This window comes from Allobosea sp. OK403, from assembly GCF_900113835.1.
Classification (GTDB): domain Bacteria; phylum Pseudomonadota; class Alphaproteobacteria; order Rhizobiales; family Beijerinckiaceae; genus Allobosea.
The window spans coordinates 1,010,329-1,025,659 of the sequence record NZ_FOQV01000003.1; the positions used below are offsets into that span (position 1 = coordinate 1,010,329).

Genomic DNA, 15,331 nt, shown 5'->3' on the forward strand with positions numbered 1-15,331 from the left:
GATGACCGAAATTTTCAAGCGCGAAGCCGCTGCGACGCCGATGGATTTCAGCGGCGAGAGGCTGACATCAGCGATCTCGGGCGAGGTGGCGGTCGAGCACTATCATCGCTATTTCCTGGCACGCGACTTCTGCGATGGTCTTGATGTGCTCGATATCGCAGCCGGAGAAGGGTATGGCTCCGCCATCCTGGCGCAGGTGGCGCGATCTGTGGTCGGCGTCGAAATCGATCCAGCCGTCGTCGATGCCGCCAACACGGAGTTCGTCCGCTCCAATCTGCGTTACATTCAAGGCGACGCACGGGCGATTCCATTGCCGGACGCCAGCATCGATGTCGCGGTGTCCTTCGAGACTTTCGAACATTTCGGCGAACACGAGCTCTTCCTGGCGGAGTTGCGCCGCGTCCTGCGTCCCAATGGGCTCCTCATCATCAGCACGCCGGATCGCGACATTTATTCCGGCCCCGGCATTCCACCAAACCCGTTTCACGTCAGGGAAGTGAACCGGCCTGAGTTCGAGAGCGCACTGTCTGCTCATTTCGGGAATGTGCGGATCGCGCGCCAACGTTCGCTGATTGGGTCCTTCATCGAGGGCGACCAGGAGGGCGCACCCACACGACACTTTGAAGCGCAAGGCGACGATCAGATTGAAGCGGGCGAATTGATGGCGCGGGCGCCATATCTTATCGCCTTCGCCTCCGACGCCGCACTGCCGTCGCCGCCTCGCAGTCTGTACGTCTATCGGAGCGACTTCGATATGGACGCGCAGGCCGCCCGTCAGATAGCGCAAGCCCAATTGCAGAACCAGCAGTTGCACGCAGCGACCAAGACGCTCGAAGCCGAATTGCAGAACGTCCGGCAGCGTCACGCAGCAACCATGGAGCGCGAAGCCGAGCTTCACCGGACGGCTAAAGAACTCGAAATGCAGCTCGCGGCGGCGGTCGCGGCATTCGGCAGCGTGCAACAAGAATTCGAGCGCCTGCGGGCATCGTTCAGTTGGCGCGCCACGGCTCCCTTGCGATATGTCATGACCCGTTATCCAGGCCTCGCCCACCGCCTGCGGCAGGGGGCAAAGCTCGCCTATTGGACCGTGACCGGCCAACTCCCCCGGCGCTTGCGAGCGTCGATCGCTTACCGTACCTCGCCGCCATCCGCCGACATGGCGGTCCCTGTCAGCGAGCCTGAAGGCTTGTCGCCCGCTCATGATAGATCGGCGGCGAGCCTCAGCGGACGCGTCGGATCGACTTCCTGGCAAATCAACGGGCCGATCCGCGCCGCTCTTGCCAAGCGACCCACGATGCAAAGGTTGGCGAGGCGCACCGCGAAAGTTCTGTGGTGGACTGTGACGCTGCAACTTCGCCAGCGACTTGCCGATAGGAGGCAGGCGCTCGCTTCACAGACAGCGCGCAAGGTTCCCAAATCTCGAGCCACTTTGGAGGATCTGAAAAAACAATCTGTTAATATTGCCACGAGAGACCTGACCGAGTTCCTAAATTCCGGCGCTAGAATTGTCTTCCCATCCCACGAAGAACCAGAGATTTCTGTTCTTATAGTGGTCTGGAACAAAGCTTATTTTACCTTACGTTGCCTTCAAGCATTGCATTCGGTTTCGTCAAGAATTGAGATCATCCTAGTTGACAATGCGTCGACTGACGAAACCACCGACATGTTGAGCCGCGTCGACGGAATTCATGTCATTGTGAGCGACGTGAACGAGGGGTTTTTGACCGCGACCAATCGCGCGGCGAGCGTCGCGCGGGGACACGCATTTTTGCTTCTAAACAATGATGCGTTCGTGCGCCCCGGCGCGATTGAAGCTGCCTTCGCGACCTTGAACGAAGAGCCGAACGCCGGGGCCGTCGGCGGACGATTGATCCTGCCCGATGGGTCTCTTCAAGAGGCAGGAAGCATAATTTGGTCTGACGGAAGCACGCAAGGCTATGGACGTGGGATAGAGCCCGATGCAGGGGAGGCCATGTTTCGTCGAGACGTCGATTATTGCTCGGGCGCGTTCTTGCTGACACCTGCCGCTGTTTGGAACAAACTGAATGGCTTCGACACGGTCTACGCTCCCGCATACTATGAGGAAGTAGATTATTGCATGCGGGTAGCCGAAATTGGCTTGCGTACGATATACGAACCTGAGGCCGCCGTTGATCATTTCGAATTTGGCAGTGAAAATAAGCGGGGCGACACCCTTGAGCTGGTCCTGCGGAACCGAGAGCACTTCAGAAGTCGCCATGCCTCCGAGCTTCGTAAGAAGCATCTTCCACCAAGCGCTGATAATATCCTGCTGGCAAGGCGCGCAGCCGCTAGCCGGGCTCGTTGCCTTCTGGTTATCGATGACCTCGTCCCTCTCGCTTCCCTAGGCTCCGGGTTACCCCGCACAAAGGCGATTCTAAGGACGGCGTCTGATCTGGGGTGGAATGTCGTATTCTACCCTCTTAGCCGCACCGATATCGAATGGTCCGCTACCTGGCTTGAAATTCCGAAGAATGTCGAAATCATACTCGACGGGGCCGCCGGATTTGCGGATTTCATGGCGGCTCGGCGAGGATATTTCGATACGGCGCTGGTTAGCCGGCCGCACAATATGGCCTTTGTTTCTGCTCATTTGCGCGGAGACGTCGCAAAGGACAGTGACGTGCGAATTATTTACGATGCGGAGGCCCTATTCGCGTTGAGGGAAATACTCCGCGCCGAGGTGGCAGGAACGCCTTTGCCCGCGAAGGAAGCCGAATTGATGATAGCCTCCGAACTGGCCATTTGCGACAGCGCAGACGCGATTGTCTGCGTGACCGAAGCGGAAGCGTCGATATTCCGCAATCGCTTTTCTGAGCAGCATCGGCCGCCGGTGGGTGTTTTGAGCTTCCCTACGGAGCAAAGAGAGGGAGCGCCCGCGTTCGAGGCGCGTGAAGGATTTCTGTTCATCGGACGGCTGCTTGAAACGGCTTCTCCAAACTGGGATGGGCTGGTGTGGTTTCTGCGAGAATGCTGGCCACATGTCAGAAGAGCCATGCCGGCTGCCACGCTGACGGTCGTGGGACATGTGCATGCAGCCCACGGGCAGCTGGACGCGCCGGGAGTTCGATTTACTGGCCCGCTTGATGACCTGCGAACGGCTTATGATGCTGCGCGAGTGTTCCTGGCACCTGTGAGGTTCGCTGCAGGAATCCCGATCAAAATCGTCGAAGCAACGGCAGCAGGGGTGCCTACCGTCGGAACGCGATTGATGGCGCGTCAGATGAACTTCGAACCGGGGCGCGAGATCATGGCTGAAGACGAGCCGATCGCCTTCGCCGAAGCTGCGGTAGCACTTCACCGGGACCGGGGCGCCTGGCTTGACATGCGGGATGCTGCGCAACGCCGAATTCGGGCAGAACACAGCGCCACGCGTTTCCAAGCGTCCTTGGCCGAAATTCTCGATGGAGGTACGGCCGATATCAGCACTGAAAAAGAGACGATGGCTTCCACGCCTTCGCCTGGCAATTAATTCTCGCCCCGAAAGTGAACCACCGTAGATGACTACAGATAAGTCGTTGACATCAAAGCTCACGTCACAGGTGCGCTGGCACTCCTTTTTCTTTGGATTCGCGGCCTTTGCGCTTGGTTTATCCGTGGCTTTTTATCTGTTCCCTTCAGCTATGTTGCTGGACAAATGGGAATGGTGGGCGACGGAAACGGGGGACAATCCCGTTGGCATTGTTGGTTATCTTTATCTCGCCGAAGATAGATGGCGGTGGCCCTTAACTCAGACAAACCTTTTGAATCCACCGGTGGGTATCAACGCTTTCTATACAGATCTAGTGCCTATAGCGGCCCTGATCGGGAAATTTATTTATGGCTTGACGGGTCATATTCACCTATACTTTGGTCATTGGATACTTCTTGCGTACGGGATGCAGGCATTCCTCGGGTGGTTGATTCTGACGCAGATTGGAGTCAATCGCCTTTTGGCCTTCATCGGCGCAGCGTTATTTATTCTGCCGTCGTTTGTCGCCCGCGCCGGGCACATTGGCCTCATCTCCCACTGGGTCATCCTGCTTGCGATCCTCGCTTACGTCAGGGTCGTCAAATTAGCGGGTCGCTGGGAAACCGTTCTTTGGGCGGTTGCTCTTGGCAGCGTGGCCAGCATCAATCCGTATCTTCTAGCTATGTGTGCCGCGATATTTATCGCGGGTATTGCCGAGGCCGCGCGGCGACAACGCGTCAGCGCGAGCGATGCCGTTATCGCGATCGCATTGCTGTTATCAACTAGCGTTGCTTGGGCTTTTGCGCTCGGGATCTTTGGGCAGGGAAGCCTTCCCCACGATCTCGGTTTCGGCGTTTATTCCATGAATTTGCTGTCGCCGCTAATGCCGCAGTCGAGCTCAATTCCGGGGTTCGCGGGCGTGCTTAACCCGACGGGCGGCCAGTACGAGGGTTTCAATTATCTCGGCGCCGGGGTTATTGCTATCGGTCTCATCGCGCTGACTTTTTACTTTAGCTCGATAAGAAGGGCCGTGTCATCGAACCCCATTCTCGCGGTCATCCTTGTCGGCCTGACGGTGTACGCGGTATCCGACAAGCTCTACCTTGGCCAACAATACCTAGTCGATCTAGGCTACAGAAAGCTTCCCGGACTGAGCACGCTAACATCGGTTTTTAGATCGAGCGGGCGCTTTTTCTGGCCGGTCGGGTACTGCGTCTTAATCGTATTCATCGCGATTATCGCGCGGCGCTTCTCGCGATCGGTTGCAGCCGCTGTCCTGCTGAGTGCTGTACTTGTGCAGTGGATCGATATGAGGCCGTTGCTCGCTGTCACGCGCGCAGGATGGCAAGTAAAGCCCGAGTTAGTCGATCGAAAGGCGTTCATCGAGGCGACGAATTCTTATGGCGAGTTCGTCCTCTATCCGCCTTCCGCGTGCCCCGTGATGTCGGAGCGCGATATAATCGCGCAGCTGCAGTTGATTGCCGCCCAGGCCAAGCTGCCGGTGAACGCGGCCTTCGTGAACCGTGGAGGCCCTAGCTGCGCCGATGCCGAAAACCGCTTCAGCAAGAATATCGCAGCGGATGCCGTAACCAAGAATCCACTCGTCATCGCGCTTAAGAGTGCATGGTCGCCGACCTTGCTTGTGACCGGCGCCACCAATGGGTTTGCATGCCGCGAAACAGTCAATTTGGTTGTCTGCGGCAAAAACCCGATCGATCCTGTATTTACCAGATTGGGTGAGGAAATCCGGCCGATGGCGCTGGGCACCCAAAGGGAGCTTTCCGCGGCAAATCAGGGAGCCGGCGTTCCTTATCTGGGAATCGGCTGGTCCCTCGCTGATCAGTATGTGCGCTGGGCGAGCGGGCCAGAGACGACGATTGCGGGCCGGCTCGAAAAGCCAGTTTGCAATAATTTGACTTTTAAGGCTCTGGTGACACCGCTGTCGTTTGGAAATTACATTGCTGCGACCGCGAAGCTAACTCTCAATGACATAGAGGTCGGGGAAATTTCGTTCAGCAGCCCTGCTCAGCAACTAGTCCAGCATACGATTTCGCTCAGCGGCCGCTGTGTCGACACCATCAAGCTCGGATTACACTTCAAAGATTTGAAGAGCCCGGCTGAATTGGGAATGAACCCCGATGTCCGGAAACTATCTTGGCTCTTCCGGTGGTTCTCCGTAACTGGCGATTAGAGCGTGATCCTTACGCAGAGCGTGCATCGGGTAGGTGGCATATCGGTACCTGCCCACTCGCCTTCATGGATGAGCAATCAATCCTGAAGGCCGTCATCGCGAACAGGGAATTGAAGAGGCTCATGGAGCCGGAATACCATGGCGACTCGATGGGCACGGGCGGGTCGCTGTATTCGAAATCCCTGGCTGGAACGAGCGCGCGCCAAGGCGGCCGGCTGCAGCTGCGCCTTTTGGAAGGGCCTGCCCTCTGGCGCGCTTGGCATCGTCGCCGAGCATTCCCGAGACGACTTCGTGCTTACCTGCCGAAATGGCCAGACATGGGGGCGCGAGCCGCGTTTCAGGCTAGCTATCACGTCGTTGTTGCCGGAGCCCGATGCAGGCAGCACGAGGCTTGCGCCGCGGCCTGCGACCCCGTACGGATGGCGCTGAGCAAACCACCGCGCCATTTTCGATCAATAGGGCGTGAATAGACGGTAGAAACGGCATGAAAAAGCGCGCACTGATAACCGGAATTACTGGCCAGGACGGCGCCTATCTGTCGCAGCTTCTGCTTTCAAAAGGATACGAGGTTTCCGGCCTGGTTCGGCGCTCGAGCACGGCCGACGTCAATGACGTCCGGTTGAGGTGGTTGGGAATCGCAGACAAGGTCAATCTGATCGATGGTAACCTGCTCGACCTGTCGGGGCTGATAAGGACCCTGCGTGAGGTCAAGCCTGACGAGATCTACAATCTCGCAGCGCAGTCCTTCGTCAAATCATCTTGGCAGCAGCCGATTTTGACCGGTCAGGTGACCGCGCTTGCGGTGACGAATGTCCTGGAGGCGATCCGCCTCGAGTGCCCGCATGTCCGTTTCTACCAGGCGTCCTCCTCCGAGATGTACGGCCTGATCCAGGAAAGCATGCAATCCGAAACCACGCCGTTTTACCCCCGCTCTCCCTACGCTGTCGCCAAGCTCTACGGCCACTGGATCACGATCAATTATCGCGAAAGCTACGGCATTCACGCGTCCAGCGGCATTCTATTCAATCACGAATCGCCCTTGCGCGGCATCGAGTTCGTGACCCGAAAGGTCACGGATGGCGTGGCACGCATCAAGCTCGGCCTCGCCAAGGAACTCCGGCTGGGCAATATCGACGCCAAGCGCGACTGGGGGCACTCGCGCGACTATGTCGAAGCGATGTGGCTCATGCTCCAGCAGGACATCGCTGACGACTACGTCGTGGCGACCGGCAGGACGACAACCGTGCGTCAAATGTGCCAGATCGCGTTCGACCACGCCAAACTGAACATCGACGACCATCTGATCATCGATCCGCAATTGTTCCGCCCTGCCGAGGTTGACGTTCTGCTCGGCAATCCGGCGAAGGCGAAGGCCAAATTCGGCTGGCAGGCCACGACTTCGCTGGAAGAGATGATTGTGGAAATGGTCGAGGCCGATCTCAAGCGCTTGTCTTGAGCTCTGCCCCCCCATTGATAAGGCAAGCACCGAGGAAGCACGGACCCCGCGATGAACTCCAAACCTTGGCGGATTGCGGTCACGGGCGCCGCCGGCTTCGTGGGATCCGTCTTTCTGAGGCATGTCGCCGAACTGGGTATACCGGGCATCGAAGCCGTTTCGATTTTCGGTTCCGCCGCTGGCGACATACGAGAGCCCGGGCAGGTCTCGCAGGCCATTGCGGCCATGCGTCCCGATGTCCTGCTTCACCTGGCCGCGATAGCGGCGCCATCGGCTGCACGGGCTGATCCCAGCGCGGCCTGGCACGTCAACGTGCTGGGCACTCTCCATATTGCCCAGGCTATTCGCGAGGTGTCACCGAACACCCGCCTCTTGTTCGTCGGCAGTTCCGAGGCCTATGGCGGCAGCTTCCTGACGTCGCCCTCCCCCCTCGCCGAGACGGCTGCCCTTTTGCCGCGCAACACCTATGCCGCCACCAAGGCCGCCGCCGACCTGATGATCGGGCAGATGTCCGTGGACGGGCTCAATGCGATCCGGTTTCGCCCGTTCAATCACAGCGGACCCGGCCAGACTCCGGAATACGTCCTGCCGGCATTCGCGCAACAGGTCGCCCGGATCGAAAACGGCCTGCAGCCTCCGATCCTCAGTGTCGGAAACCTTGAAGCCGAACGTGATTTTCTCGACGTTCGCGACGTTGTTCGGGCCTATTTTCAAGCAGCTCTACCGGACGCCGTCGTCTCGGCCGGGACGGTGTTGAACGTGGCGACAGGGAATCCGGTCCGTATCGGGCGGATGCTCAGCATGCTGCTGAAGCAGGCGAAGGTGCAGGTCGAGGTCCAGACGGACGCCGCGAAATTTCGGTCCAACGATATTCCGCGCGCATCGGGGGATCCGGCCGCGGCTCGCGACCTTCTAGGCTGGGAAGCCGAGATCCCGCTTGAGCAGACGATTACCGACGTCCTGAACTTCCATCGCGCACGCAGCTGACCGCGAGCAACCCGCTGATCAGCTTCAGCCAGGGACAAAGGCGGGGCTGATAGGCAGGATCCCGGTGAAGTACTGGTTGTTGCCGTAGATCGTATCGTAGCCCCTGGGAGCTTCGGTATCCCGATGAAATCGAGCAGCAACGCCGCGCCAACGGGACGCTCTTATCCATTGGGTTGATCCAGACATGAAAAAGCCCGCCAGAGGCGGGCTGCGGCGGACAGGAGGGGGTTACGAGGTCAGAAGGTCGGTTTGGGGACGAACCGGCAGACCGGCTTGTCGATCGGCGCGATCACGCCGCCGTTGGCCCGGCCGCCCTCGCGGCAGATGTGGAAGCGCCCGTCGCGCGAGGGACGGGTTTCGGCCTCGGCGACGAAGGTGCCGTCGCGCAGGCGGTAGCCGCCCGGCACGCTCTCCGGGTCGGGCTCGCGCGCATCGCTGTCGAGGCTCATCGGCCAGCAATCGCGATCGCTGCAGCAGTCATAAGGGTACCAGCTATGGGCCCAGGCCGGCGCGCAGGCGCAGGCCTGCAGCGCCCGGGCAGCGATGCGCAGCATGGCAATGCTCCAGGCATGAAAAAACCGCCTGATGGCGGCGGGTGGCTATTCAAAGGTTGACATCGCCCTTCGAAACGGGAGTGTTCTTCACAGCATCAAGGACGAGGGCGAAATGGCAAGAAATCGAGATTTCGATAAAGTGGTCGAGGATATCAAAAATTGCTTCGCTAACTCGCCGGAACCGTCAATCAAAATAACGCATTACTTCGCCATTTACGCGGAGCTATTCTCTCATCTTCGAGGAACAGAATGCACTTTTGTAGAGACGGGCGTACTGAACGGTGGCTCGTTATTCATGTGGCGCGAATGGCTCGGACCGCGCGCACGAATTATTGGTGTCGATATGAACCCGGCCGCTGCAAAATGGAGGGAGGATGGCTTTGAAATCCTGATAGGCGACCAGGGCGACCCGGCGTTTTGGGAGCAAGCGTTTACGCAAATTGGGGCCTTCGACGCCTTACTGGACGATGGCGGCCATCAGTCGTTTCAGCAAATCGTTACGGCCAAGTCGGCTATCCGCGCAGCCAAGAAACCATGCGTCGTTGTTATCGAGGACACCTGCACGAGTTTCATGAAAGAATTTTCGCGCCACCGAGATAGATCGTTCCTGAATTACGCCAAGAGCGCGACAGACCTGCTTGTTGCGAACGCCAACGAATTCTTCCCCGGAGAATATCCTCACATCGACAACCCCGGCGTCGTTGAGGAATTCCAACAAGTCTACTCTATTCAGTTTTACAGCGGTATGGTCGCGTTCCAAATTGACCCGGCCCCCGTGGAGCGCCCCGTCATCGTCTGGAACAAGGAGGCAGATAAATTCCAGTCCGACTTCCGCTATGAGGGCGTAGAGTCTGCTGAGGTGGTGTGGCCAGACCCATTTACGCGCCAGGTTGTTACGGTGCGCGGCGGGCGCGGCAATTGAGATTGATGCGTCATAGCCGGCGAACTGGGTTTTGAGCGGTGACACAACTTTCGAAACTAGAGAGTCCTTCACGACAGGCTGATGAGGCCGAGACGCGAACCGACATACAGGATCTGCACGACCCTATCGATGAAATCCTCGCGGCTGTGCTCTCCGGCTCGTTCAGGCATTTGGCTGTTCGAATGGCTCGCGCCATCGCGCTTTTTGGGGTGACGCTGCTGCTTGCGAGCAGCATCCCAACCCTCCAATCAGTGTGGACGCTGGCTTTTTGCATCGCCGTATTGTCGCTGTTCAACATGACGAAGTGGGTAGCCGCCACCGCAATCGCGGCGATGCTCCTCGTCGCGGTCTTGCCGCCTCAGATTCTCGCGTCGATAATGAGGATGTAGGACGTTGCCGCGCGGCGGCTCAGGCAAAAGCGGCGTCGATCTCGGCCGTGGTCGTGATCTCACCAGCCTCGATCCCATCCTTCACTGTGGCGAAGGTGGCGAAGCCCGAATTCGCATGGGTCTTCACAGCGTCGCTGATCGCGAGCATCGCCCCGCCAGACGCAAATTGAATAGGCAAGTGTCGCCTCGAGGCGCGACCCCAACGCATCAGCAGATATGGCCCGTAGAACCAGTCCCCCGATCGCCAGCACGATGACCAGTATTTTAGCAGAATTGAGTCGCTACATTTCAGACAAATAGCTTGCGATCGAATAATCCATTCGCCAGGAATACATCATTACGCTTTCCCTGCGAGACCAACAACGAAAGTATAAGGAATTCGAGAATAATTCTCTCGAATGTGTAAATCGACAGTATCGAAATTCTGACCAAGAATTTTACGATACCCGGCTTCGTCGCGAACGAATTGCCCCCGATCGTTGTCGAGCATCCATTTGCGGAACGCTGACTGTCCCTGTCGGTAACACCCGTCGAGAGAGAAGAGGGTGCCGCCTGCCGCCAGCACGGAACGGATGTTGCCAAGCGTGATAGTGAGCTCGTCGTCAGAAATATGGTGCAGGACGCCATTCATCATCACGATGTCGACCGGCCCGAATTCCGACGCCGCGGCAGCATCAAAGAAACGGCAAAAAAACCGCCCGCGATCCCCGAATTGAGTGTTTGCGTGCGCGATATACGACTCGTCGATATCAAAGCCTACGTAGTCGACCCCTTCGGGGAGATACTTTACAATGTACCCCGGCCCGCAGCCGATATCGATGATGCGCATACCTGGCCGGATATCGAGAAACTCGGAAATCGCCTTCACGCGCGCGCCGAAGAATCCGCCGAGTTCTTGGAACGATTGGTATACAAAAGGCAACTCAAGTAATCTCTTGATCATCGATAGTATCTTTCGTGATTTATTTCGGGCGAACGGACTGAGACGGCTCCCGCTGGATGCCTCGTCGCCGGAAAACCCACCAATTCATGGCGGCGAAGTTCACCAAGGGCACCAGGATGATCGCGCCGACCATTCCCACAGCGTAGTGGAGACGCAGCAGATCGACGACGACGCCCATGGACAGAACTGTGAGCAGAATATTGAAGGTGTGAAGCAGGGCAAATCTCGTCAGATCTCCGGCGAGCGAACCTGCCGACCTGAACGAGAACCGTCTGTTTCCGACGAAATTCAAAGGCATAGAGGCTAGATAGCCCGCGACGGAGGCCAGCTTTGGATCGGTTCCGGCCAGCCTGACAAACAGGGCCGTGACAACGGAAAAAATTGCCCCGCTGAGAACGCCAACCAAGCCAAAGCGAATCGCCTTGACCAACAGCCGATCCGAAACGGCCTGTCGGGCCAGCCAGCCTGTGAAACGTGAGAATGTCACGCGGTCGCAGCCACATAGTACTGTCCGCCGAAAGGGAGCCTGGCGAAAAGCTGGTCGACGCGGCGCAGCAAGCCATTCGCCGGCGGGACCGACAGGATGTAGCGCGAGACGATGTCCTTGAAACCGGCCTCCCGGTACAGCGCCTCAGTGGTCTCGCTTCGCATCAGCACGGCATCGGCGTCGAACGGGCATTGGTTGACGGCGCGCATCGTCAGCGGATTGCGAGGATTGTGCTCGAAGATCAGCGCCAGACCGCCCGGCTTCAGCACGCGGCGCATCTCGCGGGCGAAGCCCTGCCACTGCGAAGGCGGCACATGGTGCATGACACAGATCGTGAAGGCGACGTCGAACGTGCCGGTCTCGTAGGGCAAGGTCACGCCATCATAGACCTTGTAGTCGACAGTGGCGTTGCGCCCGCGGGCCGTCTCAACGCAGGCGGCGGAGATGTCGACACCGGACAGGGCCTTGAAATGCGGTGACAGCAAGGAATGGTAATTGCCGACGCCACATCCGACATCGAGGGCCGAAAGCTCCTTTGGCACCCCTTGGCGCGCCTGCGTGACATCGATGATATAGTCGGCCTTCACCTTCGTGAAGAAATCCGTCGACAGCCCGGTAAACGACACGGAGGCATCGACAGCGTTCGAATAGGTGTCCTTGTAGCTATCGAACGTCTTTGCGGTCTGTGATTGCTGGGGATCCATACGCCCTTAACCTCCCTTTGGCTGAGCTATGTTCCTGGGAACAGATTGCCTAGCCCCGGCCTCGAACGCCCCCGACAACTGACGCATTACCAAGCGGATTCCCGTTTCGAGATCGGTTGGCCGCCAGCCTAAAGGCAGAGCCGATGGCCGGAAGGTGATGTGGCTGGCGTTCGAAGGCTGCACGTCTAGCTTGAGGTAGAGCGGATTTCCAATCACTTTGCTCACGACGCGGACTATTTCGCTCACTGATGCAGGTTTGCCGCTGGCCAGGAGATAGGTTTGCGACTGCGTCCCTGGCCGGATGATCCGCGCCGCGATGAATGTGGCGATGTCGGTAGCGAGGACATAGTCGCGGACCGTGTCCATCCCACCAAAAATGCGCGAGACCGAGTGCCGCTTGGCGTTCAAGATCAAGGTGTTGATGAGGCCCGACCGCCCGCCATCCCCGCTGAAGCCATAGATCGAGGTCGGGCGATAGATCTGGGTCACCATCCCCGCAGGCAATCGACCGACTAGCCCTTCCTGCTCCAGCTTGGCCACACCATAGGGCCTTAATGGCTGCGGCGGGGATGCAAAGTCAACGAAGCGCTGTCCTTCGAACAATCCCCCTGCCGAACTCAGCAGATGGAAGCCAGCCCTCGCGCCCGGCAAGAGCGACGATACAGACACTGTCCAGTTCAGAATATCCCTGAAGGATTCCATCTCCCGGGCCAGTTCATCGGGCCCGGCTCCGAAACCGGCTTTCCCGGCAGCCCAGACGATGTCGAGCGCTTGAATGCTGGCCGTATCGCGTCGCGCAAGGAGCGCATTCGTCAGCCCGGTCAGATCATCCGCTCGTCGCGATGCGTCATTCCAATCCAGCGGCAACTCGACGAATGTTGCACCGCCACGACGCCTCAGCGCGTCGACGACGGCTCTTCCAACGAGCCCGGCTCCGAAGAGAGCGACCGCCTGGCAGGCGCCGCTCCCCGGATCCCCCTGGCGGAAGATCAGGATCATGCCGCTTCGGAAGCAAAATACCGTGCAAGGGGCTCATCGATCGAGCGATCCACGGCGAAGAAGCTCGGCTTGCCATGAGCCGCGAGAACCAGAGTCGAGAGATACTCCAGGGCCAGCGCGACCATGAACGTGATGAATCCTCCAAAAAATACGATCGTCAGCATGATAGACGTCCATCCGGTCACGACGATGCTCGCGGGCGAGACGACTTTGTCCACCAGCAAGGCGCCTGCGCCGATGACGCTCGCCGCCACGATGGCCATGCCGACCAGACCAAACAAGCGCACAATCTTGACCTGGCTCGAGATCAGAAGACGCCGTGCGTGGCTCAAAAGGCGCGAAAAATTATAGCCGCTCCTCCCGCTGCTGATGAAGCGCCGGTCCTTGAGTTCGAGATCGCGAAACCGAACGCGGTTGGTGAACCACGACAGGGCCACATCGAAATAGGTCTCATAGCCGCAGACGCTCGACGCCGCCCGTGCGAGGGAACCTCGGATCAGCCTGAAACTGTTGAAGTGAACGATATTCGCGTTTCCCGTCAGGAACACCATCAGCCGCTTGAACCCTTTCGAGGCCCAGTCCCGCATACGCGCCTCGTGAACCGCGCTGGCGGGGCGTGCATAGACGATATCGCCCCCTTCGATCACAGCCTGCCTGAGCAGCGTCTCGATCTCCGTCGGCGGATGCTGGAGGTCCTCGTCGAGCGTGACGACCCAATCACCGGAGCTGTGCAGGACGCCCGCAATGGTTGCGGCATGCTGGCCGAAATTCCGCATCATATGGACGACGGTGAGCCAGTTGTGTTCCTTGGCCAGACTGTCCAGCAGGGCCGGCGATCCATCGATAGCGGAATCGTCGACAAGAATGACCTCCGACAGATCCATCGGCGCGCCGCGTTCATGCCAATCCGCCCGAACCTTCCCCAACTCATCGATAAGGTCGCGCAAATACGCCTCGCCCGAATACACCGGGACAACCACGGAGACGGAGATGCTCGAATCGTAAGCCATCAAAAGGGACCCCGGTTTATCGACCGCTCCAGCGCGATCAGATCGCAACGAGAGATGAATGGCTCTCTTCAAGGCGCGCCCAAGCGATCTACGAGAAAGCGACCGCAGATGCTAGTTTTGAATGGCAGCCGGTTCGCCTGTTACGCACCGCCACCCATGTTACCGGCGCTACATTGAAATAATCTGGCATATTACGCTTCTAGCTGCGGCGTCGGGGATCCGGCTCCCCGTGTTGTATCGGTCAAGACCGGCGGGCTGCCCGAGATACCAGCACCGAGCCCCGACGGATATTCGCGACGATCACAGAACGCGCCCCTTCAAATCGCGCACAGTGAACCCGCGCGACCACGCCGCAATCGTAAAGCACCGCTCAACGGCATGGTGTAAAGTGCCATCGAGTTGACGCGCCTCCGGTTCAAAATCCTCCGGCCGCAGGTCGAGCTCTCGCAACGACGCCAGCGCGGCGGGCCGAAACCAAAACATCGTGCCTTCGAAGAAGCCCAGGCGAATCGCGCTCTCAGGGGCCTGCATCCGTTCAGCGACCTCCCGCGCGCGCACCTCGTTGGCCATCCAGTAGGACGGTGTCGCCCGCCAACACTGCCGCCAGCCGACGATCCCGGTCGATGCCTGCTTGAAGGCCGAAAGCGCCCCGCACGTGGCGTTCCAATCCCCACACAGCTTGTCGAACAGCAATTTGCGGCGAATCTCTCCATCCAGCAGATGCGGGCTGCGCTTGGTATGCAGCTTCAGGACGGCGTCATAGCCGTCGAGCGCGCCTGACCCGAGCACGGCCAGAAACGGAGCGATGTCACGGCCGCGATTGTCGTGTTCATGAACGAACACGTCCTGCGCGCCGATCACCGCCTCCCTCAGGAGTGCGCTCCGCTCCGGCGGAACGGTGACATGGACCGGCGTTCCGACCGGGAGCAACGCCTGGCAGGCCAGGATTTCGTTCATCAGGTCCGGGTAATAGGCATGAGCGACGATGGCGACCCTGAGGCCCGGCCATTCGGCCCGCGCTCTTCGGGTAGCCCAGCGCTTCCGCAGAGATCTGCCGGTATCCGACACGAAAACGGCACCAAGCGTCAGCCCGGCCACCTTCTGCAACACATGACGAGCGAAGGCCTTGCCTCTAACAAGGATCGGCGGCTCTGAGGGGGGCGATGGGCGGAAAATCACGGATCGGGAATCACCAAATGAGGCATGGACCGGCCAGCGAC

At 59.0% G+C, this 15,331-nt stretch carries 14 protein-coding genes; 6 read left to right on the top strand and 8 right to left on the bottom strand.

Translation table 11 applies throughout. The features are described 5' to 3' along the window. Nucleotide 1: 1 nt before the first annotated feature. The 4 genes from BMZ97_RS15925 to BMZ97_RS15940 all read left to right on the top strand — a co-directional run bounded on the left by BMZ97_RS15925 (nucleotide 2) and on the right by BMZ97_RS15940 (nucleotide 8,103). The gene (locus BMZ97_RS15925; RefSeq protein WP_175525576.1) at nucleotides 2-3,490 is read left to right on the top strand and encodes a methyltransferase domain-containing protein; all 3,489 of its coding nucleotides are present in this window, start codon (nucleotides 2-4) and stop codon (nucleotides 3,488-3,490) included. 46 nt (nucleotides 3,491-3,536) lie between these two features. Beyond that, complete coding sequence (locus BMZ97_RS15930; RefSeq protein WP_139221230.1) at nucleotides 3,537-5,660, top strand: DUF6311 domain-containing protein; 2,124 nt, start codon at nucleotides 3,537-3,539, stop codon at nucleotides 5,658-5,660. Nucleotides 5,661-6,144: 484 nt separating this feature from the next. Further along, complete coding sequence (locus BMZ97_RS15935) at nucleotides 6,145-7,116, top strand: GDP-mannose 4,6-dehydratase (protein ID WP_092171182.1); 972 nt, start codon at nucleotides 6,145-6,147, stop codon at nucleotides 7,114-7,116. Nucleotides 7,117-7,167: 51 nt separating this feature from the next. Next, nucleotides 7,168-8,103 carry a GDP-mannose 4,6-dehydratase gene (locus BMZ97_RS15940; RefSeq protein ID WP_092171184.1) on the top strand — a complete coding sequence of 312 codons (936 nt, stop codon included), beginning with the start codon at nucleotides 7,168-7,170 and terminating at the stop codon, nucleotides 8,101-8,103. Nucleotides 8,104-8,339: 236 nt separating this feature from the next. On the opposite strand, the gene BMZ97_RS15945 is transcribed toward BMZ97_RS15940, so the two are convergent. Further along, nucleotides 8,340-8,657 carry a hypothetical protein gene (locus tag BMZ97_RS15945; protein WP_244546427.1) on the bottom strand — a complete coding sequence of 106 codons (318 nt, stop codon included), beginning with the start codon at nucleotides 8,655-8,657 and terminating at the stop codon, nucleotides 8,340-8,342. A gap of 31 nt (nucleotides 8,658-8,688) precedes the next feature. Here BMZ97_RS15945 and BMZ97_RS15950 point away from each other — a divergent pair, with 31 nt between their 5' ends. Continuing rightward, nucleotides 8,689-9,579 (top strand): hypothetical protein, encoded by an 891-nt coding sequence (locus tag BMZ97_RS15950; protein ID WP_092171187.1) that lies wholly within the window; start codon nucleotides 8,689-8,691, stop codon nucleotides 9,577-9,579. A gap of 38 nt (nucleotides 9,580-9,617) precedes the next feature. Beyond that, nucleotides 9,618-9,968, top strand: a complete 351-nt coding sequence (locus BMZ97_RS30755) for a hypothetical protein (protein WP_139221231.1) — start codon at nucleotides 9,618-9,620, stop codon at nucleotides 9,966-9,968. 19 nt (nucleotides 9,969-9,987) lie between these two features. Here the strand turns inward: BMZ97_RS30755 and BMZ97_RS31740 are convergent, their stop codons facing one another. The 7 genes from BMZ97_RS31740 to BMZ97_RS15985 all read right to left on the bottom strand — a co-directional run bounded on the left by BMZ97_RS31740 (nucleotide 9,988) and on the right by BMZ97_RS15985 (nucleotide 15,209). Then, nucleotides 9,988-10,116: a hypothetical protein gene (locus tag BMZ97_RS31740; protein WP_280141748.1), complete on the bottom strand. Its 129-nt coding sequence runs from the start codon at nucleotides 10,114-10,116 to the stop codon at nucleotides 9,988-9,990. Between the two features lie 189 nt (nucleotides 10,117-10,305). Beyond that, a complete protein-coding gene (locus tag BMZ97_RS15960) occupies nucleotides 10,306-10,911 on the bottom strand; it encodes a class I SAM-dependent methyltransferase (RefSeq protein ID WP_244546428.1) in 606 nt (201 codons plus the stop codon). Between the two features lie 19 nt (nucleotides 10,912-10,930). Continuing rightward, nucleotides 10,931-11,341 (bottom strand): GtrA family protein, encoded by a 411-nt coding sequence (locus BMZ97_RS15965; RefSeq protein WP_175525577.1) that lies wholly within the window; start codon nucleotides 11,339-11,341, stop codon nucleotides 10,931-10,933. Nucleotides 11,342-11,394: 53 nt separating this feature from the next. Then, nucleotides 11,395-12,102, bottom strand: a complete 708-nt coding sequence (locus BMZ97_RS15970; RefSeq protein WP_092171194.1) for a class I SAM-dependent methyltransferase — start codon at nucleotides 12,100-12,102, stop codon at nucleotides 11,395-11,397. A gap of 6 nt (nucleotides 12,103-12,108) precedes the next feature. Then, a complete protein-coding gene (locus tag BMZ97_RS15975; protein ID WP_092171197.1) occupies nucleotides 12,109-13,101 on the bottom strand; it encodes an NAD-dependent epimerase/dehydratase family protein in 993 nt (330 codons plus the stop codon). Beyond that, nucleotides 13,098-14,111: a glycosyltransferase gene (locus BMZ97_RS15980; protein ID WP_092171201.1), complete on the bottom strand. Its 1,014-nt coding sequence runs from the start codon at nucleotides 14,109-14,111 to the stop codon at nucleotides 13,098-13,100. Before BMZ97_RS15980 ends, BMZ97_RS15975 begins: the two co-directional genes overlap by 4 nt. 300 nt (nucleotides 14,112-14,411) lie before the next feature. Then, nucleotides 14,412-15,209, bottom strand: a complete 798-nt coding sequence (locus tag BMZ97_RS15985; RefSeq protein ID WP_139221232.1) for a rhamnan synthesis F family protein — start codon at nucleotides 15,207-15,209, stop codon at nucleotides 14,412-14,414. Between the last annotated feature and the right edge of the window lie 122 nt (nucleotides 15,210-15,331).